At 60.7% G+C, this 18,208-nt stretch carries 21 protein-coding genes; 11 read left to right on the forward strand and 10 right to left on the reverse strand.

Going from position 1 to position 18,208, the window contains the following annotated elements:
* Positions 1 to 214: 214 nt before the first annotated feature.
* From P3S72_RS25500 to P3S72_RS25530, 7 genes are all read right to left on the reverse strand, one after another.
* Positions 215 to 1,573, reverse strand: coding sequence for a DUF1329 domain-containing protein (locus P3S72_RS25500; protein WP_276194806.1), 1,359 nt, complete (start codon positions 1,571 to 1,573; stop codon positions 215 to 217).
* Positions 1,574 to 1,599: 26 nt separating this feature from the next.
* Positions 1,600 to 3,390: a DUF1302 domain-containing protein gene (locus P3S72_RS25505; RefSeq protein WP_276194807.1), complete on the reverse strand. Its 1,791-nt coding sequence runs from the start codon at positions 3,388 to 3,390 to the stop codon at positions 1,600 to 1,602.
* 482 nt (positions 3,391 to 3,872) lie between these two features.
* Positions 3,873 to 4,784: an SDR family oxidoreductase gene (locus P3S72_RS25510; protein ID WP_276194809.1), complete on the reverse strand. Its 912-nt coding sequence runs from the start codon at positions 4,782 to 4,784 to the stop codon at positions 3,873 to 3,875.
* Positions 4,785 to 4,902: 118 nt separating this feature from the next.
* On the reverse strand, positions 4,903 to 5,805 hold the full coding sequence (locus tag P3S72_RS25515) for an alpha/beta hydrolase (RefSeq protein WP_276194810.1): 903 nt from the start codon (positions 5,803 to 5,805) through the stop codon (positions 4,903 to 4,905).
* Positions 5,805 to 6,587 carry a class II aldolase/adducin family protein gene (locus tag P3S72_RS25520; RefSeq protein WP_276194811.1) on the reverse strand — a complete coding sequence of 261 codons (783 nt, stop codon included), beginning with the start codon at positions 6,585 to 6,587 and terminating at the stop codon, positions 5,805 to 5,807. Before P3S72_RS25520 ends, P3S72_RS25515 begins: the two co-directional genes overlap by 1 nt.
* Positions 6,588 to 6,736: 149 nt before the next feature.
* Positions 6,737 to 7,423 (reverse strand): LrgB family protein, encoded by a 687-nt coding sequence (locus P3S72_RS25525; RefSeq protein ID WP_276194813.1) that lies wholly within the window; start codon positions 7,421 to 7,423, stop codon positions 6,737 to 6,739.
* Entirely contained in the window at positions 7,413 to 7,799 is a 387-nt protein-coding gene (locus P3S72_RS25530; RefSeq protein ID WP_276194814.1) for a CidA/LrgA family protein, read from the reverse strand. Before P3S72_RS25530 ends, P3S72_RS25525 begins: the two co-directional genes overlap by 11 nt.
* A 98-nt stretch (positions 7,800 to 7,897) precedes the next feature.
* On the opposite strand from P3S72_RS25530, the gene P3S72_RS25535 reads away from it, so the two are divergent.
* The gene (locus tag P3S72_RS25535) at positions 7,898 to 8,794 is read left to right on the forward strand and encodes a LysR family transcriptional regulator (RefSeq protein WP_276194815.1); all 897 of its coding nucleotides are present in this window, start codon (positions 7,898 to 7,900) and stop codon (positions 8,792 to 8,794) included.
* Here the strand turns inward: P3S72_RS25535 and P3S72_RS25540 are convergent.
* Positions 8,775 to 9,230 carry a flavodoxin gene (locus tag P3S72_RS25540; RefSeq protein ID WP_276194816.1) on the reverse strand — a complete coding sequence of 152 codons (456 nt, stop codon included), beginning with the start codon at positions 9,228 to 9,230 and terminating at the stop codon, positions 8,775 to 8,777. The two genes, P3S72_RS25535 and P3S72_RS25540, sit on opposite strands and share 20 nt — an antisense overlap.
* 128 nt (positions 9,231 to 9,358) lie before the next feature.
* Here P3S72_RS25540 and P3S72_RS25545 point away from each other — a divergent pair, with 128 nt between their 5' ends.
* Both P3S72_RS25545 and P3S72_RS25550 read left to right on the forward strand, forming a co-directional pair.
* Positions 9,359 to 9,826 carry a PAS domain S-box protein gene (locus P3S72_RS25545; RefSeq protein ID WP_276194817.1) on the forward strand — a complete coding sequence of 156 codons (468 nt, stop codon included), beginning with the start codon at positions 9,359 to 9,361 and terminating at the stop codon, positions 9,824 to 9,826.
* A gap of 60 nt (positions 9,827 to 9,886) precedes the next feature.
* On the forward strand, positions 9,887 to 10,492 hold the full coding sequence (locus tag P3S72_RS25550; protein WP_276194818.1) for a hypothetical protein: 606 nt from the start codon (positions 9,887 to 9,889) through the stop codon (positions 10,490 to 10,492).
* Between the two features lie 2 nt (positions 10,493 to 10,494).
* Here P3S72_RS25550 and P3S72_RS25555 read toward each other — a convergent pair whose 3' ends face one another.
* Positions 10,495 to 11,454, reverse strand: a complete 960-nt coding sequence (locus tag P3S72_RS25555) for a MerR family transcriptional regulator (protein ID WP_276194820.1) — start codon at positions 11,452 to 11,454, stop codon at positions 10,495 to 10,497.
* 232 nt (positions 11,455 to 11,686) lie between these two features.
* Here P3S72_RS25555 and P3S72_RS25560 point away from each other — a divergent pair, with 232 nt between their 5' ends.
* Genes P3S72_RS25560 through P3S72_RS25585 form a run of 6 tightly spaced genes read left to right on the forward strand, consistent with a single transcriptional unit; the run spans position 11,687 to position 14,619 of the window.
* Positions 11,687 to 12,247 (forward strand): antibiotic biosynthesis monooxygenase, encoded by a 561-nt coding sequence (locus P3S72_RS25560; protein WP_247398013.1) that lies wholly within the window; start codon positions 11,687 to 11,689, stop codon positions 12,245 to 12,247.
* 56 nt (positions 12,248 to 12,303) lie between these two features.
* Entirely contained in the window at positions 12,304 to 13,014 is a 711-nt protein-coding gene (gene folM, locus P3S72_RS25565) for a dihydromonapterin reductase (protein WP_276194821.1), read from the forward strand.
* Positions 13,015 to 13,034: 20 nt separating this feature from the next.
* The gene (gene folE, locus P3S72_RS25570) at positions 13,035 to 13,595 is read left to right on the forward strand and encodes a GTP cyclohydrolase I FolE (RefSeq protein ID WP_247398018.1); all 561 of its coding nucleotides are present in this window, start codon (positions 13,035 to 13,037) and stop codon (positions 13,593 to 13,595) included.
* Positions 13,596 to 13,597: 2 nt separating this feature from the next.
* Positions 13,598 to 13,969, forward strand: a complete 372-nt coding sequence (gene folX / locus P3S72_RS25575; RefSeq protein ID WP_026140129.1) for a dihydroneopterin triphosphate 2'-epimerase — start codon at positions 13,598 to 13,600, stop codon at positions 13,967 to 13,969.
* 22 nt (positions 13,970 to 13,991) lie between these two features.
* A complete protein-coding gene (locus P3S72_RS25580; RefSeq protein WP_276194822.1) occupies positions 13,992 to 14,288 on the forward strand; it encodes a DUF1244 domain-containing protein in 297 nt (98 codons plus the stop codon).
* On the forward strand, positions 14,281 to 14,619 hold the full coding sequence (locus P3S72_RS25585) for a HopJ type III effector protein (RefSeq protein WP_276194823.1): 339 nt from the start codon (positions 14,281 to 14,283) through the stop codon (positions 14,617 to 14,619). Before P3S72_RS25580 ends, P3S72_RS25585 begins: the two co-directional genes overlap by 8 nt.
* A 203-nt stretch (positions 14,620 to 14,822) precedes the next feature.
* On the opposite strand, the gene trxB is transcribed toward P3S72_RS25585, so the two are convergent.
* The gene (gene trxB, locus P3S72_RS25590; RefSeq protein ID WP_276194825.1) at positions 14,823 to 15,785 is read right to left on the reverse strand and encodes a thioredoxin-disulfide reductase; all 963 of its coding nucleotides are present in this window, start codon (positions 15,783 to 15,785) and stop codon (positions 14,823 to 14,825) included.
* A 292-nt stretch (positions 15,786 to 16,077) separates the two neighbouring features.
* On the opposite strand from trxB, the gene cysZ reads away from it, so the two are divergent.
* Positions 16,078 to 16,842, forward strand: a complete 765-nt coding sequence (cysZ, locus tag P3S72_RS25595; protein WP_276194827.1) for a sulfate transporter CysZ — start codon at positions 16,078 to 16,080, stop codon at positions 16,840 to 16,842.
* Positions 16,843 to 16,896: 54 nt separating this feature from the next.
* The gene (locus P3S72_RS25600) at positions 16,897 to 18,075 is read left to right on the forward strand and encodes a glycosyltransferase family 1 protein (protein WP_276194829.1); all 1,179 of its coding nucleotides are present in this window, start codon (positions 16,897 to 16,899) and stop codon (positions 18,073 to 18,075) included.
* Positions 18,076 to 18,208 lie beyond the last annotated feature (133 nt).

Below are 18,208 nucleotides of genomic sequence, written 5' to 3' on the forward strand. Positions count from 1 at the left end.
CGTTTTTATTGTTATGCAACCTGACACCTACCCTAGCCCTGTGCTCGGCGATTATTGAAGAAGTATTCAGCAGAGTGATTAATCGCCATGCACAAAACCCAATGTGGGAGGGGGCTTGCCCCCGATGGCGGTGGATCAGTCAGCTATCTGTAGCTGACACACCGCTATCGGGGGCAAGCCCCCTCCCACATTGGGATTGCATTTCAAACAGGCATCAGCGCACGCCCGAAGCCCTCAACGCCGCCGGCGTGTAATCCGCCGCCTTGGCCGCAAACCCGAAGACGAAGCTGCTCTTCTCCTCGTTCTTCATGCCCAGGGCGATGTAGCGTCCGGCGATGAGGTCGTACAGGGTTTCCACGGTGTAGGCCGGCACCTGGTGGTCATAGTAGAACTGCGCATGGCCTTCGGCGACACGCCACAGTTGGCCGCGGCCGTCGTAGTGATCCACCAGCGCGACCTGCCAGCTGTCTTCGTCGATGTACATGTGGCGCTTGGCATAAATGTGCCGTTCGCTCGGTTTGACGGTGCCGACCACTTCCCACACGCGGTGAAGCTCATAACGGGTCAGGTCCTGGTTGATGTGCCCGGCCTTGATGATGTCGTCGTACTTGAGGCTCGGCGAATCGAGTTTGTAGCTGTTGTAGGGGATGTACATCTCTTTCTTGCCCACCAGCTTCCAGTCATAGCGATCGGGGGCGCCGGAGAACATGTCGAAGTTATCCGTGGTACGCAGGCCGTCGGACGCGGTGCCCGGGCCGTCGTAGGACACTTGCGGCGCGCGACGCACGCGGCGCTGGCCGGCGTTGTAGATCCAGGCCAGGCGCGGTTCTTTGACCTGGTCGAGAGTCTCGTGCACCAGCAGCACGTTGCCCGCCAACCGCGCCGGGGCCGTTACCGATTGCTTGAAGAAACTCAGCACGTTGGCGGCCTTGGCCGCGTCGATGTCAGGGATCGCCTGCGGTACTGCGACTTCCTCTTCAAAGCGGATCGGCGTGTAGCTGCCGTTCGTCTGCGGGGTCGCCTGGGTGATGATGCGCCGCAGGTTACCGCCGTGGTAACGGGTGATGTGGTTCCACAACACCTCCACGCCATTCTTGGGAATCGGGAAGGCGTAGTAGCGGTTGCCGGTGAAGTTCTCCAGGCCGTTACCGTCGTTGATCGCATGCACGTTCAGCGCGCTGCGCTTGATCGACTCGTAGATATCCGGCGGCAGGTTGACCGTGCGGTGGCTCGGGTACACCGGGATCTTGTAGGTTTCGGGGTAGCGTTTGAACATTGCCACCTGGCCGTCGGAGAGTTTGTCCTTGTACTTGTCGACCGTCGCGGCGGTGATCACGAACAGCGGCTTTTCATTGGCGAACGGGTCGGCGAGGAAGCCCTTGCTGTCCACCGCACCGGCATTTTTCGGAATGCCACCGGTCCAGGCCGGGATCGAGCCGTCGGCGTTGCCGGCTTTTTCCGCGCCGACCGGGGTCAGGCTGGTGCCGAGCTTGGCGGCTTCTTCGGGCGACACGGCCGCCATGACGTTGGCGGCCAACACGCTCAGGGCCATCACAGCAATCAACTTACGCATAGAGTCTTGTCCTTCTTTAAGCCAAATCAGAAGTTCACGCCGACGCTGAGGGCGAGGAAGTCGCGGTCGGTCAGGGTGTTGTAGTCGCCACCAAAAAAGTCGGTGTAGTTCAGGCTGGCGGTGTAGGTGTTGCGGTAGTCCGCATCGACGCCGACGCTGATCGCCTTGGCACCCTGGTTGAACAAGCCGTTGGGGCCGTAACCGTTGACGTCGTGGGACCAGGACAGGTTGGGCTTGAGGTTCACCCCGGCAAACACGTTGTTGTAGTCGAGGATGGCGCGGGCACGATAACCCCAGGAATTAGCCGTGACGAAACCGTCGGTGTCGCCACCGAAACCGTAGGCGCCGTATACCGAATCGCGGCCGTAGCGCAGTTTGCTTTTCGCTTCCAGCCCGCCGACGTGGACGAAGGCGGCCTCACCCACCAAGGTCAGGCGTTCGGCACCCAGGACCTGGTCGAAGAACTGCGTCATGGTGCTCTGGATCTGGGTGATTTCCTTGCGACGGTAACCGCTATTGTCGGCGCCAAACGAGCTGTGGATCGGCGACGCGGTATTGCCGGCAATCGGGTTGATCAGGGCCAGGGTCAGGTCAGTGGTATTGAGTTGCACCGGCGCATTCGGGCGGTAGCTGATTTCCCCGGTCCAGGCCGTGCCGGTGGGCAAGGTGGTGGAGAAGCTCGCACCGTACAGGCGAATATCTTCCGGGTAATCGAGATAGTACTGGCCACGGCCAAGCATGGTGCTTTGGGCCAGGGCCGAGCCGGTGCCCGGCGCAATGGCGTTGGCGGTGTTGACGATGCGCCCGATGGTGGCCAGGTTGGTGTTGGCCGTGAGGGTGCCGACGGTCGGCGTGCGGCTGTGGTAGTTCATGAAGTACAGGCCGTACTCCGTGTCGTCGCCCAGCCAGCGCAGGGCCGCACCGAACTGGCCGCCATCGCGGGCATCACGGTCCTTGGCGCGCTGCACCACCACACCTTCACTGGTCACCTGGAAGCCCTGGCCGAACGCTGCGGCCACGGGTTGCAACGGTGCAATCGCAGGGCTGCCGACCGTGTAGTTACCGTTGCAACCATGGGCCGCCACGTCGCCACCAAAAAACGTGCCGCAGTTATCCAGCACGGTGTTTTCCCAGTTCAACTGGTAGAAGCCTTCCACCGTCAGTTGGTTGGTGAGGCTCTGGGAGGCGAACAGCATATTGACCGGTATCAGCCCTTCCTTGATCTCGGCGCCGGGGCGACGGAAGGCCGATACGTCAATGGGGTTGATGCTGTTGATGGAGTTACCGATAAACGTACTCTCGCCCCAACTCACCACCTGCTTGCCGACACGCACGTTGCCCGGCAGGTCGGCGATGGAATAGTTGTGATAGACGAACGCATCCAGCAGCTCGTAGCCGGAAGAGCGCGCGCCTTCGTCGCGATGGTGATTGCTGATCTGCTTGAACTCACGGTCTTCATCCTGCAGCTCGAAGTCGTACCAGTACTTGCCGCGCACGAAGACGCCGCTGTCGCCGTACTTGAGTTCCAGGTCGTGGATGCCTTTGAAGATCTTGGAGAAGGTCTCGCCCTTCTTGAAGTTCAGTCGCCCGTCATCCCCGGTCGAAGCCTGCCCCGTGCCGCCATTGGACACGCCCACCAGCTTCTTGTCGGCATCGCGCATGCCCCAACTGGCGCCGACCGACAGCGAGGAATCGAATTGCCCTTCGATCTCGCCGATGTTGAACGAAACAGCCTGCGCCTGGGCACAGCATCCCAACGCAACCGCAGTGGCCAGCGCCTGTGGCGTGAAGATGGCGCGCATTGTTGTTTTTGTCATGCGTCTTCCCCGGTGAGTGACAGAAGGCCCCACCCTACTGCCGCCCTTCGGGAGCGATAAGCGCACCAAGGAGGTATTCGTGTTGTCGCTCGAAAGGATTAACAGCCGCTCTGGCGCGGCTCTGCGCGCGGGCATGCACCCTGTGGATGGCGGGTTATCAGGCCGGTGGATAGCGCCGAGGGAACTGTTTCCATATCGGTAACAGTCCTTGTCATGAACCGCTATTACTCATTTGGTTACAACCCTCTATTCTTGCCTGGCTTTCAGGGCAAATGGCCCGCTCCCAGCTTCGGGAGAAAAGCTGAAATTTTACGGATTGGCTACTGTATTCAATCTGTTACCGGTGTTCACTGACGTTGAATCTGTCGCTCCTTGATCCAACGTCTTATTTCGGCCGCTGCCTTGCAGCGGCCTTTTTTATGCCTGAAAAAAAGCGGGGCGCCGTCAGCGCCCCGCAGTATTCATGGTCCATCTGGCAATGATCAGAGGCTGAACTTCTGCAAATTGGCCATCATCTCCTTCAAAGCCTCAATCGTGTCCTTGGGATGCACCGCCCCTTCAAAGTCACAGATCTGTTGCCAGTGCGCGGCCACGTCATCCGGCGAGAACCCGGCCTGCGGGTCGAAGCCCACGCCGAGGCTGCGTTCCCAGCGGGTCTTGCCGATCCAGCCGCCGCCCACTTCAAACAAGCCTGAGGTTTCCTGGCACGCCTCGCTGCCGAGGTACACCACCAGCGGGCTGACCAGTTCCGGCTTGAGGCGCTCGAATACCTGCGGCGGGATCAGACCTTCAGTCATGCGTGTGCCGCCGGTGGGGGCGATGGCGTTGACCAGGATGTTGTTCTTGCGCCCTTCCAGCGCCAGGGTACGGGTCAAGCCATACAGACCGAGCTTGGCCATGCCGTAGTTGGACTGCCCGAAGTTGCCGTAGATGCCCGACGTGGACGCAGTAAAGATCACCCGACCATAGCTTTGCTCACGCAGATGGGGCCAGGCAGCGCGGGTGACTTTGTAGGCACCTTCGACATGCACCCGGTAAACCAAGTCCCAGTCGCTGTCGTCCATTTTGTGGAAAGTCTTGTCGCGCAGGATGCCGGCGTTGTTCACCACCACGTCGATACGGCCGAAAGCGTCCAGGGCGTTCTGTACGATTTTCTCGCCATCGGTGACGGAATCATGGTTGGCTTCGGCAATGCCGCCGGCCTCGCGGATTTGTGCGACCACACGGTCGGCCGCCGACGCATTGGCGCCCTCGCCCTGGGTGGAACCGCCGAGATCGTTGACCAGCACTTTGGCCCCGTGCTTGGCGAACAGCAGCGCATGGGCCCGGCCCAACCCGCCGCCGGCACCGGTGACGATCACGACCTTATCCTGGAACTGCACTGACTCACTCATACCGAACTCCAATGGCGACAATGGGAATGGGTCGAGTGTCAGGCACAGGGCGTTCGGTCACAATAAATACGGCCAAGGCTGAATGGTGCGCGATAAGGCTGAAGGATGATTGCCTGTCTCAGGAATAGGCCATGCGCGGCGCGACCTGCACGATCCGCTGTCGAAACTCCAGGTAATGCTTGAGCACCTGCACCGGCGCTTCGATCTGCGGGTAGTGGCCGATATTGGCCAGCAATACCGTGTCGGCGTGGGGCACCAACTGGCGGTAACGCTCGACCATGTGGGCGCCGGAAATCGGGTCGAACTCGCCATCGATGACTCGCAGCGGTACGTCGCCACGCTGCAGGGCGCCCACCCAGCGCTCACGCAGGCGACGGCGCTGGGGAATGTAGTTGATCAGTTTATGCAGGATGCGGGGCCCGTCATTGCAGTCGATCAGGCTCCAGAAATCATCGAGGGCGCTCTCACTGGGACGGGTCTGCGCGCCGAAAATCTGGCTGAAACTGTCGGACAAGGCATTGCGCCCAAATGCGCGACCGATCATCCAGCCCAAGGGGCTGAGCAGTAGTTTCTGCACCAGCACCAGACGATGGGTTTCGGGGAACAGCCCGCCGTTGAGAAACACACAACTGGCCATCTGGAAACGGCCTTCGTGATGCCGCGCCAATAATTCCTGGGCGACGCTGTCCCCATAATCATGGGCCAGCACATGCACCGGTTGCCGCACACGCAGGTGGTCGAGCAGCGCCTGTTGCAAATCGGCCTGTTCCAACAGGCAATAGTCGTGGTCCAGCGGCTTGGCCGAATCGCCAAACCCAAGCATGTCGCAGGCGATTACCAGATTGCGCTGGGCCAGGGGCTGCCAGAGGTAATGCCAGTCCCAACTGGCGGTCGGGAAGCCATGGATCAGCAGCAGCGGCTCGCCCTGCCCGGCCACCCAATACCGAATGGTGCGCCCGCGAAAAACGAAACTCTGACCGCACTTGCGCCAGGCCCTGAGCGGAATCTCGGCGAGAGGCATCAATTTTTATACCCCGGATCTTGCAGGTCCAATTTACGCAGCAACGCCGGCCAGGCCAGCGCGCCTCCCATACCCTGGGCGCTCTTTGTGACAGCCGCCACCATCGCCCTGGCCCCAGCGAGAACCTGCGGGTCGATGGTGATCAATTCAGCCGCGCCGTTTTGCGCAAGCACTTGGATATCACAGGCGCGCTGAAAGGTGAACATCATCAGGAAGGTGTCAGCAATCGTCCCACCGCAGGTCAGCAGGCCATGGTTGTGCAGCATCAGGAAGTTGTTTTCGCCAAGGTCGGCCTGCAAGCGCGCTTTTTCTTCGTGGTTCAGCGCCACGCCTTCATACGCGTGATAGGCCAGGCTGGACAACACGAACAAGGACTGCTGGCTGATGGGCAATACGCCCTGCTTCTGCGCAGACACGGCAACCCCCGCCGCCGTATGGGTATGCAGCACGCACACCACATCGTGGCGCACTTCGTGGATGGCACTGTGGATGGTGTAGCCGGCCGGGTTGATGTCGTAAGGGCTGTCCATCCGCTTGTTGCCGGCCTGGTCGACCTTGACCAGGCTCGACGCCGTGATCTCGTGGAACATCAGCCCATAAGGGTTGATCAGGAAATCATCGGTGCCCGGCACCTTGGCCGATATATGCGTGAAAATCAGATCATCCCAGCCATGCATGGCGACCAGGCGATAGCACGCAGCCAGGTCGACGCGGGTCTGCCATTCGGCGGCGCTGACCTGATCGTTGACATTCTGTGGAGATACAACGGGGGCTAGGCTCACGGCAATGACCTCCTTGGCGCACTTTATTATTATTTTTTGAGTGAAAGGTCAGTGTAGTCAGACCTCGTGGCGCAGGGAGTTGCCTTCGCAGCCAGCTTGATGGCCGCACGAGTCAGCCAAGAGAATAGTTTACATTTGGCCACCTCGCGTCAGAGAAGCGTCGCCAATAAAGGCGCTGCAAACAGGTTGAGCAGCCCCGTCAATACCATCACCAGGCCCGCGACAGAGCCCTCTTCACCGCCCACTTCATGGGCCCGGCTCACGCCTGCGCCGTGCGCGCCCACCCCAAACAATGCCCCGCGCGCCAAGGGGGTACGCAGCGGTAGCCACTTGAGCAGCACCCCGCCGAGCAAGGCGCCGAACACGCCGGTGAACATCACGAACACGGCCGTCAGTTCCGGCACACCGCCCAGGTCGGAAGACATCGGCATGGCAAACGGTGTGGTGATTGAACGCGGCACCAGGGACATCGTCACCGCACTGTCCAGCGCCAGCGCCTTGGCCAAACCGAACGAGGTGCCGATGGACGCCGCGCTGCCGGCCACCATGCCCAGCAGCAAGGCCGACCAATACCGCGCCAGCAAACGTCGCTGCTGCCAGATCGGCACCGCAAACGCCACGGTCACCGGGCCCAGCACCCGCATCAGCCAATGGGTGTCGCAGGCGTATTCGGCATAGGCGGTGTGCATCGGCACGGCCACCGCGAGCAGCAGCGCGGGCACCAGGATCAGCGGCGACAGCAGGTAGCGCCCGGTCCGACGGTAGATCCAGCGGCTGAAGATATAGGCGCCCAGGGTCAGGGCCAGCCAGAACACCGGCATCAGCTCAAGCTTCATGGCGCACCTTCCAACGACATACTATTTCCACGGTGAAGGCCGTCACCAGCATGACCGCCAGGGTGCTCACGCCGATCACCAGCAGAATGCGCCAACCGTCATTGCGCACCAGGCCGCCGTAGTCCAACAGGCTCATCAAGGCCGGAATAAAGAACAACAACATTTCCGCCATCAACACACCCGCCCCCAATTGCAGGGCAGCCGGCTTGACCAGGCCGGTGGCGAATGTCGCCAGCAACAGGCCCAGGCCCATCACGCCACCGGGGATGGGCCACGCCAACCAGGCCACCAGTTGAGTACCGAGCTGGTAGATGGCCAGCAGCACGACCAATTCAGTCAGCAGACGGCTGACGTGTTTGAAGCTGAAACGTTTCATGGGCTTTGGGTCCTCGTAAGCCTCCATTTTAGAGAGCCCCCTTCCATCCCCACAGCGAATTGTTAGACTGCCAACTATTCCAAACTGGAATCGAGCCCATGGAATTCAAACAGCTGCGCAGTTTTGTCGAAGTCATCCACCGCGGCGGTTTTACCCAGGCCGGGAAAACCCTGCACATCAGCCAGTCCGCCGTGAGCAAACAGGTCGCACAGCTGGAACACAGCCTGGGCACACCGTTGCTCGACCGCATCGGCTCGCAGATCCGCCTGACCGCCGCCGGCCAGGTCGTCCTGCAACGTGCCGAAGCCATGCTGCGCCTGCAGAACGAGTTGCTCAGTGAGCTGGATGATATGCAGCACCTGACCCGTGGCGAGTTGCGCCTGGGCTTGCCGCAATTGGGCGGCGATACGCTGTTTGCCGAGCTGTTCGCCGAGTACCGCCGGCGCTATCCGAACGTCACCATCCAGTTGCTGGAAGGCGGCAGTCGCAGCATCGAGCAGGCGATTTTGAGCGGCGAGCTGGAAGTCGGTGGCAGCTTGAAGCCCAGCGACCCGGCATTCGCCTGGCAAGCCTTCTGCGATGAACCGCTGGATGCCTTGCTGCCGATGAACCATCCCTTGGCGCAGAACGCCCAGGTGCGCCTGGAGGAGTTGGCGGACACTCCGTTCCTGATGTATCAGCGCAGCTTTGTCTTGAACGACCGCTTACTACAGGCGTGTCAGCGGGTGGGCTTTACGCCGAAAGAAGGAGGCCGCAGCGGCCAGGCGGATTTTCTCGCGGCCCTGGTCGCGGCCGGTCAAGGCGTGGTGCTGTTGCCCAGCGTGGTCGCTCGTGGGCTGGTGCGGCCCGGGGTGGTACGCCTCACGCTGAAGGCGCCCGACTACCTGCGCTGGGACATTGCATTTATCTGGCGTGAGGGCGCCTATCTGTCGAAAGCCGCCCAGGCCTGGCTGGCGTTGCTGCGGGAGTTCCCGGTCAGCCGCGCAGTGCAGTGACCAGCTCGGCCAACCAGGGTTCGGCGTCGGTTTCCGGGTTGACGCTTTCGCTGGCGTCCAGGCGCAGCATCGGCAGCACTTCATGCACGCCCAACTCGCTGAACAACTCACGCATGTGCTCACCGCCGGCGCAGAACGTATCGCCGTAGCTGGCGTCGCCCAGGCCGATGACCGCGCCCGGCAAACCGCGCCAGGCTGCAGGCAACTGGTCGCGAATGCTCGAATACAGCGGTTGCAGGTTGTCCGGCAGCTCTCCCATGCCGGTGGTGGAGGTCACCGCCAGTAAAGCCTGCGGGGCGAAGGCCAGCATGTCCGCCAGGCTCGCGCGCGAGTTGTGCCTGGCCTCGAAGCCGGCCGCGTTAAGGATGTCGGCAGCGTGGTGGGCGACTTCTTCAGCCGTGCCGTACACCGAGCCGGAAAGGATGGCGACTTTCATCAATCTGATCCTGTCATTGAGCGAAAGCCTGGGATATTACCAGTTGGGGCAAATATTTCGGCACACACCGTGCAACATTCAAGACTTGCCATAAACTGCCAGTTCAAGAACACGCCCGGGACCGCGCTATGATTAACGCCAAGCTGCTGCAAATGGTCGTCAACGCTTCCAACGACGGTATTGTTGTCGCCGAACGGGAAGGCAAGGACAAACCGCTGATCTACGTCAACCCGGCATTCGAGCGACTGACCGGCTACACCCTGGACGACGTCCTGTATCAGGACTGCCGCTTTCTGCAGTCCGGCGACCGTGATCAACCGGCGCTGATGGCCATTCGTGAAGCACTGGACAGCGGCGGTACCTGCCGGGAAATCCTGCGCAACTATCGCAAGGACGGCAGCCATTTCTGGAACGAGCTGTCGCTTTCAACGGTTTACAACCATGCCGACAAGCAGACCTATTTCGTCGGTGTGCAAAAGGACGTGACCTTGCAGGTCAAGGCCCAGCAGCGCGTCGCGCAATTGGAGGCGGAGTTGGCGCAGGTCAAGGCCGAGCTGGCAGCGGTCAAGGCGACGAGCGGATCTAACAAAACTTAGAAAATGCGCTCATTAGAGCGGATAATGGCGTTTTAACACCCTCCCGATTGAGCAAGATCAATGCAACGCGACGCGCTTCTGACTCAGGACGAGTTGGATTTCATTCGTAACATGCAGCACAACCCCCAGCTCAACCTGCGGGATACCTCGTCTAGCCTGACCGTCAACGGCGGTTCCCAGCTTCGCGACTTGCTCACGCGGCTGGCTGCCCACGATCACGTCACCCTCCAGGCGCACTTCGATAACCAGCAACTCACCTTCCCGCTGCACTTGGAGGAAGACGAGTTTCATGCCGTGCATTTACGCCTGGGCGTACCGAGTATTTTTGAAGACGGGCCGATGATTCGTCCTTGGCGCCTGGCACTTGAAGCGCCGGTGGCGCTGGAAAATGTCAGGGGCAATCCCAGTGCGCTGTGGGTGCATGAAGTGTCGTTCAAGGGCGTGCTGGTGGAAATTCGTGGCCGGATCAAGGCGCCGAAAACCTTTGCCCTGTGGTTCAGCCCTTCCGGTTATGAACGCATCGCGATACGCGGCACGCTGGAGCGGGAAACCGCGCGGGGCTTGTTTGCCTATCGCCTGGGCCAAGGCGATGCGAATGAAACCGAGCGCCTGCGCCAATTCATCCTGCACCAGCACCGCTTGATGCATCCACAGATGCACACCTGACCTCAGGTATCCAGGTTACCGCGGAGAAATTGCTGCAAGCGGCGTTGCATCAAGCGCCCTTCATTGCCCAGGCAACCGACGGTGGAGCCTGCCAGGTCTTCCTCGGCCAGGTCCGACGCCGCACCGGCAAGAAACAACGGGCAATCCAGGGTCAACGCCAGTCGATTCAAGCGCCCGATCAGCGCCTGATTGTGTGAGTGATTGGAGAAGAGCACCAGCGCCTCGGGTTGCGTCTTTTCACACACCAGCGTCAATTCATCGAAAGGCTGGCCCATCCCCAGCACCTTCACGGCCAGATCGTCTCGACAGATCAACAGCCCCGCCACCAGCAACTCCAATTTACGGCACTCGCCAGGAATGGCCGCGAGCAACACCCGTGGCGCCGCCGACGCACACCCCAGTTGCAGACGCTGCAACGCCCGCACCCGCAGGAAATTGTCGAAGAACAGCCACTCACTGGCCTGGCCGAATCCGCCCTGATGACGCAACAGGTCGTTCCAAAGAGGCATCAGGATGTCCTGGAACGCCACGTTGAGCGGGTAGGTGGCAATCACCTGGTTGTACAGATGCTCCAGTTGACGGTCATCAAACGCGTTGACGGCCAGCACCAAGCGCGCCTGCCACTGCGGCCATTCGCCCTCCTCGACCGTGTCGTGCTCGACGCGCACGGCTGCGGCCTGCTGATCGTCACGCGCGAGGATCTTGCCCACTTTGCTCACGGCCACGCCGCGCTCGATCCAATCGACAATGCGATGAACCGTTTGAATATCGGCTTTGGAGTACAGACGATGCCCACTTTCGGTGCGCGTGGGTTGAATCAGGCCGTAACGCCGCTCCCAGGCACGCAGGGTGACCGGGTTGATGCCCGTCAATCTCGACACTTCACGAATCGGAAGCAACTCATCGGAGTCGGCAAGGCTGGCGAAGGAAGATTCGCCAATAGGCGCAATGATTTCGGGCATCAGAGGTCAAGAACGTCCGTATGAAAGTGAGTTCCATTTAACGCTTTTACCGCGATGTATATCAAGGTGTGTACCTATCGGACCGATGCCGCTGGTGTATTTTTACAAAACAGGAATAATCCTTGCTTACCGATATTGGCAACAACGAACCAAGCGTCGCTGCAACACCCCCGCAGCGTCGTCTGTGCGCCACCTACCCGGTTCAGCGCACCCGTCTATTTGGAGATACACAATGTCTACCTCACCCGTCACCCTGATGGTTGCGCGCCGCGTAGCCAAGGGCCGCTACGAAGAGTTGATGGCCTGGCTGCGCGAAGGCGAGCAACTGGCCACTGACTTCCCCGGCTACCTGGGCTCCGGCGTCCTCGCACCGCCGCCGCTTGATGATGAATTCCAGATCATTTTCCGCTTCGCCGACGAAAAAACCCTGCATGCCTGGGAATTTTCCGCGTCGCGCAGCGCGTGGCTGGGCCGTGGCAGCGAACTGTTTGCCGACCCGTCGGAGCATCGCGTGCGTGGCATCGATGGTTGGTTCGGTGCCGCAGGTACACGGCCGCCGCGCTGGAAACAGGCGGTGGCGATCTGGCTGGCGTTTTTCCCGGTGTCGTTGCTGTTCAACTTCGGCCTGGGGCCACTGCTCAGCGAACTGGACCTGTTCAGCCGCGTGCTGGTCAGCACCCTGGCGCTCACACCGCTGATGGTCTACCTGTTCATTCCACTCTCGACCCACCTGCTGGCCAACTGGCTGCACCCTTCGCCGCCACGGGCCAAGGCTACCGAAGCCGCGGCGTGAGTACAGGGCGGCTCGTCGCTGGTATGATTTGAACCTGCCAGCGACTTGAGCCTCCCATGACTGCAACGAACGCCCCGATCCTGATCACCGGCGCCGGCCAGCGCGTCGGCCTGCATTGTGCCGAACGCCTGCTGGACGACGGCCACTCGGTGATTTTCAGCTATCGCAGCGAACGCCCCGGCGTGCAGGCACTGCGCGAGCGGGGCGCGATCGGCGTGTTTGCCGACTTCTCCAGCGAAGCCGGGATTCTCGCGTTTATCACCGAGCTGCAGCGCCACACCCAAAGCCTGCGCGCGATCATCCATAACGCCTCGGCCTGGATCGCCGAAACCCCGGGCGACGAAAGCCGTGCATTTACCGACATGTTCCGCGTGCACATGCTTGCGCCGTACCTGATCAACCTGCATTGTTCACCCTTGCTGCACCGCTCTTCACCCGCCGACATCGTGCATATCAGCGATGACGTGGTGCGCAAGGGCAGCCGCCAGCACATCGCCTACTGCGCCACCAAGGCCGGGCTCGACAGTCTCACGCTGTCGTTTGCCGCGCAGTTTGCACCGCTGATCAAAGTCAACGGCATCGCCCCGGCGATGGTGATGTTCAACGAAGGCGACGACGCGGCCTACCGTACCCAGGTGCTGGCCAAGTCGGCACTGGGCATCGAGCCCGGGCCCGAAGTGATTTACCAGAGTCTGCGTTACCTGCTGGACAACCCCTACGTCACCGGTACCACCCTGACCGTCAACGGTGGGCGGCATATCAAGTAAGCCGTTTGTGAGGATGTTGTATGACCTTATCCCTGCCCCAGCACTATCGCGAGATCCTTAAAGGCCTGGGTGAAGACCCGGAACGCGAAGGCCTGCTCGACACCCCTAAGCGTGCCGCCAAAGCCATGCAATACCTGTGTCATGGCTACGCGCAAAACCTCGAAGAAATCGTCAACGGGGCGCTGTTCGCCTCCGACAATGACGAGATGGTGATCCTCAAGGACATCGAGCTGTACTCGCTGTGCGAGCATCACCTGCTGCCCTTTATCGGCAAGGCCCATGTGGCCTATATTCCGACCGGCAAGGTCCTGGGCCTGTCGAAGCTGGCGCGCATCGTCGACATGTTTGCGCGGCGCCTGCAGATCCAGGAAAACCTCACGCGGCAAATCGCCGACGCCATCCAGGACGTGACCCAGGCTTCCGGTGTGGCGGTGGTGATCGAAGCCAAGCACATGTGCATGATGATGCGCGGCGTGGAAAAACAGAATTCAACCATGAACACCTCGGTGATGCTCGGCGCGTTCCGCGAGTCGAACACCACGCGCATGGAGTTCCTGCAACTGATTGGACGGAGCAAGTAGCAATGCCACAACTTCAACCAGGCATGGCGCGCATCCGGGTCAAGGACCTGTGCCTGCGCACCTATATCGGTATCAACGAGGATGAAATCCTCAACAAGCAGGATGTGCTGATTAATCTGACCATCCTTTATGCCGCCCAGGACGCCGTGCGCGACAACGATATCGACCACGCCTTGAATTACCGCACCATCACCAAGGCGATCATCGCCCACGTCGAAGGCAACCGCTTCGCCCTGCTGGAGCGCCTGACCCAGGAACTGCTGGACCTGGTGATGAGCAACGAGTCAGTGCTGTACGCCGAAGTCGAAGTGGACAAGCCCCACGCGCTGCGCTTTGCCGAATCGGTTTCGATTACCCTGGCGGCCAGCCGCTAACCCCTGGATTTGCGTGAAACCTATGACCGATCAACAACGCCTCGAACTCGAAGCCGCCGCCTTTAGGCGGCTGGTCGCACACCTGGACAGCCGCAAGGATGTGCAGAATATCGACCTGATGAACCTCGCCGGCTTCTGCCGCAACTGCCTGTCCAAGTGGTACAAGGCCGAAGCCGACGAGCGCCAGATCGAGCTGAGCCTCGATGCCGCCCGTGAAGTGGTGTACGGCATGCCGTATGCCGAGTGGAAAACCCAATACCAGCAAGAAGCCAGCGCCGTACAACACGCGGCGTTCGCCAAAGGAAAACCCCATGACTGACCTGAACACCCTGCGCGCCAGCCTCGACAGCGGCGAACATCTCTTCGCCGACACCCTGGCTTTCGTTGCCGCAGGTTACGCGTATAAGCCACAAGCCTTCACCAACGGCACCGTGGAAAACGCCGTAGGGCAGAACGAAGGGTCGTGCAAGACCCTGGGCCTGGCATTGCTGGAAGGTTTGAGCGATCAGCACGCACTGCTCGCGTTTGGCGAACACTACCGTTCGGTGGTGGCCACGCCTGAGGGCAGTGACCATGGCAATATTCGAGCGTTGATCGAGCACGGCTTGGCGGGTGTGAAGTTTGACCAGCAACCTCTGACTCGCCGCTGATCCAACGTGCAAACCCGATTTAATGTGGGCGCTGGCTTGCCTGCGATGGCGGCGGTAAATCCTGCATAGACGTTGGCTGACACACCGCTATCGCAGGCAAGCCAGCTCCCACAGGGATTGGATTACCAAATTGAGATAGCGATGGATCATCAAATCCCGCGCATAAAAAAACCGGCTTTCGCCGGTTTTTTTATTTCAACGGTTTAGAGCGCAGCGTCCTTCAAACCGTCCAGGTAACGCTCGGCATCCAGGGCCGCCATGCAACCGGCACCGGCCGAGGTGATGGCCTGGCGGTACACGTGGTCAGCCACGTCACCGGCAGCGAAGATGCCTTCGATGTTGGTCGCCGTAGCATTGCCTTCACGACCGCCCTGCACCACCAGGTAACCGTCCTTGGCATCCAGCACGCCTTCGAACAGCGAGGTGTTCGGGGTGTGGCCAATGGCGATGAACACGCCGTCGACTGTCAACTCGTCGAAACTGCCGTCGTTGTTTTTCAGGCGCGCACCGGTCACGCCCATGTTGTCGCCGAGGACTTCATCCAGGGTGGCGTTGAGCTTGAGGATGATCTTGCCTTCAGCCACACGCGCGTGCAGCTTGTCGATCAGGATCTTCTCGGCGCGGAAGGTCTCGCGGCGGTGAATCAAGGTCACGGTGCTGGCGATGTTGGCCAGGTACAGCGCCTCTTCCACGGCCGTGTTGCCACCACCGACCACCGCGACCGGCTTGTTGCGGTAGAAGAAACCGTCGCACGTCGCGCAGGCGGATACGCCCTTGCCCATGAACGCTTCTTCCGACGGCAGGCCCAGGTAACGGGCGCTGGCGCCGGTAGCGATGATCAGCGCGTCACAGGTGTAGACGCCGCTGTCGCCGGTCAGGCTGTAAGGCTTTTTCGAGAAGTCGACCTGGTTGATGTGGTCAAACACGATCTCGGTTTCGAAGCGCTCGGCGTGCTCTTTCATACGCTCCATCAGCACCGGGCCGGTCAGGCCGTGGACGTCGCCCGGCCAGTTGTCGACTTCGGTGGTGGTGGTCAACTGACCGCCCGCCTGCATGCCGGTGATCAGCAGTGGCTTGAGGTTGGCTCGGGCAGCGTAGACGGCAGCGCTGTAACCGGCAGGGCCGGAACCGAGAATAATCACTCGCGAATGACGGGTATCAGACATGACTCACTCCTGTCGACCGCCCGGACTACAAGGCGGCTGGAATAAAAAAGGACCGCGAAGCACTTGGGGAAGGCTTGAACTCGCAGATCCTGAAAATAATGGGTGCAGCGTATAGAGGGGGGCAAGATTAAGGAAATACGGAATAACAATCCAGCTCATAGGCGGTCTCTATGCAGTCGCCCCCATTAATCGACGCCTTTGTTACCGTTGATGTCGTCCCACTGGCCGCTCTTTCGCCTGGAATGCAAAGCCGGTAAGGTCGGCGCGTTCGTCATCCTGCTCGGAGTTCTCCATGCCCGCCCCTGTTCTTTCCGGTCCGCAATACCTGCGCGAAGGCCTCAAACTGGTGTTGAGCCCCGGCTTGCGCCTGTTTGTGCTGCTGCCGCTGGCGATCAACCTGGTGCTGTTCGTCGGTCTGATCTATTTCGCCGGCCATCAGTTCAGCCTGTGGGTCGACACCTTGATGCCGACGCTGCCCGGCTGGCTGAGTTTCCTCAGCTATATCCTGTGGCCGCTGTTCGTGGTGCTGGTGGTGTTGATGGTGTTTTTCACCTTTACCATGCTCGCCAATATCATCGCCGCACCGTTCAACGGTTTTCTCGCGGAGAAAGTTGAAGTGGTGGTGCGTGGCACCGATGATTTCCCATCGTTCAGTTGGGCCGAGCTGGTGGCCATGGTCCCACGCACCCTGGCGCGGGAGATGCGCAAGCTAGGCTACTTCCTGCCACGGGCCATCGGCTTGTTTATCCTGTCGTTCATTCCGGTGGTCAACCTGATCGCCGCGCCGTTGTGGCTGCTCTTTGGCGTGTGGATGATGGCGATCCAATACATCGACTACCCAGCCGACAACCACAAACTGGGCTGGAATGAAATGCTCGCCTGGCTGCGCCAGAAACGCTGGCAGAGCATGAGCTTCGGCGGCATCGTCTATCTGGTGCTGCTGGTGCCGGTGGTCAACCTGCTGATGATGCCTGCAGCGGTGGCCGGGGCGACGTTGTTCTGGGTGCGCGAGCAAGGCGCCGAGGCGATGGTGGTGTCCAAAGGGGTCAAGTCATAAATCCATCATCTGTATGACACATCGACGACACAGCCCACAGCGACACTGTGGGTCATGACGACAGCCTCGCTTCATATCACCCTAATTACCGAAACCTTCCCGCCAGAGATCAACGGGGTGGCCAATACACTGGCTCGCCTGTGCGAGGGTCTGCGCGCGCGCGGCCATCAGGTCGAACTGGTGCGCCCGCGCCAGGGCGTTGACCAGAGCCGGCCCAGCGACAACGAATTGCTGCTGTGTCGCGGCTGGCCGTTGCCGGGTTATCCGGGCCTGCAATGGGGCCAGTCGTCGATGCACAAGCTGCTGCGCCGCTGGACACGCCAGCGCCCGGATGTGCTGTACATCGCCACAGAAGGGCCGCTCGGGTTGTCGGCGCTACGCGCAGCGCGTCGCCTGGGGATCAGCGTGGTCAGCGGCTTTCACACCAATTTCCAGCAGTACTCGAACCAGTACGGTATGAGCCTGTTGAGCCGCGTGGTCACGCACTACCTGCGCTGGTTTCATAACCGCTCCACCTTGACCCTGGTGCCCAGCGCCAGCCAGCGCCTGGAACTGGAGCGCCGGAATTTCGAGCGCCTGGGGATGTTGTCGCGCGGGGTGGACAGTCAGCTATTCCACCCGGCCAAGCGCGATAACGCGTTGCGCGAGAGCTGGGGCCTGGGCAATGACGATATTGCGGTGCTGCACGTCGGGCGTCTGGCTCAGGAAAAGAACCTGGGCGTGCTCAAGCGTTGCTTCGATGCCCTGCGCAGTACTTATCCACAGCGTCGCCTGCAACTGATCGTCGTCGGCGACGGGCCACAGCGTGCGCTGTTGGAGCACGACCTGCCGAACGCCATATTCTGCGGCACCCTGCGCGGCGAAGAACTGGCGCGATATTACGCCTCGGGAGACCTGTTCCTGTTCCCCAGCCTGACCGAAACCTTCGGCAATGTGGTGTTGGAAGCGATGGCCTCCGGGCTCGCGGTGGTGGCATACGACCAGGCGGCCGCGACCCAGCATATCCGCCATGGCTACAACGGCGTGCTGGCGATGCCCGGCGATGAGGACGCGTTCTGCGATGCAGCCAATTGGCTGCTCGAAGACCGTGAGCATTTGCGCAGAGCCCGCCTCAATGCGCGCCAGCATGCCAGTCGCCAGGGCTGGCCAGCGATTATCGAGCAATTCGAGAACCAGTTACGCGATGTGTGCGGGGAACCTTTGGCCGCTCCAACGCTGCCTTACGCTCGTTGAACGCTCTGCGAGTAACGTCAGTTCGTTCGCCTTCCTGCCAGCCTTCCCCCTGAATAACGGCTTCAACATTAGGATTTTTTACCTAAAGCCATCGGAGTCGGCACGCCACAACAGGATATTTCCGGAACGTCGT

It is taken from the genome of Pseudomonas sp. D3, from assembly GCF_029320995.1.
Classification (GTDB): domain Bacteria; phylum Pseudomonadota; class Gammaproteobacteria; order Pseudomonadales; family Pseudomonadaceae; genus Aquipseudomonas; species Aquipseudomonas paraveronii.

What these genes read in the sequence shown, in the direction of transcription:
- P3S72_RS25500 (WP_276194806.1), bottom strand. Translation starts at nt 1,573, where the DNA reads ATGCGTAAGTTGATTGCTGTGATGGCCCTGAGCGTGTTGGCCGCCAAC.
- cysZ (WP_276194827.1), top strand. Translation starts at nt 16,078, where the DNA reads ATGCCCGCCCCTGTTCTTTCCGGTCCGCAATACCTGCGCGAAGGCCTC.
- P3S72_RS25515 (WP_276194810.1), bottom strand. Translation starts at nt 5,805, where the DNA reads ATGCCTCTCGCCGAGATTCCGCTCAGGGCCTGGCGCAAGTGCGGTCAG.
- P3S72_RS25550 (WP_276194818.1), top strand. Translation starts at nt 9,887, where the DNA reads ATGCAACGCGACGCGCTTCTGACTCAGGACGAGTTGGATTTCATTCGT.
- P3S72_RS25505 (WP_276194807.1), bottom strand. Translation starts at nt 3,390, where the DNA reads ATGACAAAAACAACAATGCGCGCCATCTTCACGCCACAGGCGCTGGCC.
- P3S72_RS25535 (WP_276194815.1), top strand. Translation starts at nt 7,898, where the DNA reads ATGGAATTCAAACAGCTGCGCAGTTTTGTCGAAGTCATCCACCGCGGC.
- P3S72_RS25530 (WP_276194814.1), bottom strand. Translation starts at nt 7,799, where the DNA reads ATGAAACGTTTCAGCTTCAAACACGTCAGCCGTCTGCTGACTGAATTG.
- P3S72_RS25510 (WP_276194809.1), bottom strand. Translation starts at nt 4,784, where the DNA reads ATGAGTGAGTCAGTGCAGTTCCAGGATAAGGTCGTGATCGTCACCGGT.
- folX (WP_026140129.1), top strand. Translation starts at nt 13,598, where the DNA reads ATGCCACAACTTCAACCAGGCATGGCGCGCATCCGGGTCAAGGACCTG.
- trxB (WP_276194825.1), bottom strand. Translation starts at nt 15,785, where the DNA reads ATGTCTGATACCCGTCATTCGCGAGTGATTATTCTCGGTTCCGGCCCT.
- P3S72_RS25555 (WP_276194820.1), bottom strand. Translation starts at nt 11,454, where the DNA reads ATGCCCGAAATCATTGCGCCTATTGGCGAATCTTCCTTCGCCAGCCTT.
- P3S72_RS25540 (WP_276194816.1), bottom strand. Translation starts at nt 9,230, where the DNA reads ATGAAAGTCGCCATCCTTTCCGGCTCGGTGTACGGCACGGCTGAAGAA.
- P3S72_RS25545 (WP_276194817.1), top strand. Translation starts at nt 9,359, where the DNA reads ATGATTAACGCCAAGCTGCTGCAAATGGTCGTCAACGCTTCCAACGAC.
- P3S72_RS25600 (WP_276194829.1), top strand. Translation starts at nt 16,897, where the DNA reads ATGACGACAGCCTCGCTTCATATCACCCTAATTACCGAAACCTTCCCG.
- folE (WP_247398018.1), top strand. Translation starts at nt 13,035, where the DNA reads ATGACCTTATCCCTGCCCCAGCACTATCGCGAGATCCTTAAAGGCCTG.
- folM (WP_276194821.1), top strand. Translation starts at nt 12,304, where the DNA reads ATGACTGCAACGAACGCCCCGATCCTGATCACCGGCGCCGGCCAGCGC.
- P3S72_RS25580 (WP_276194822.1), top strand. Translation starts at nt 13,992, where the DNA reads ATGACCGATCAACAACGCCTCGAACTCGAAGCCGCCGCCTTTAGGCGG.
- P3S72_RS25525 (WP_276194813.1), bottom strand. Translation starts at nt 7,423, where the DNA reads ATGAAGCTTGAGCTGATGCCGGTGTTCTGGCTGGCCCTGACCCTGGGC.
- P3S72_RS25560 (WP_247398013.1), top strand. Translation starts at nt 11,687, where the DNA reads ATGTCTACCTCACCCGTCACCCTGATGGTTGCGCGCCGCGTAGCCAAG.
- P3S72_RS25585 (WP_276194823.1), top strand. Translation starts at nt 14,281, where the DNA reads ATGACTGACCTGAACACCCTGCGCGCCAGCCTCGACAGCGGCGAACAT.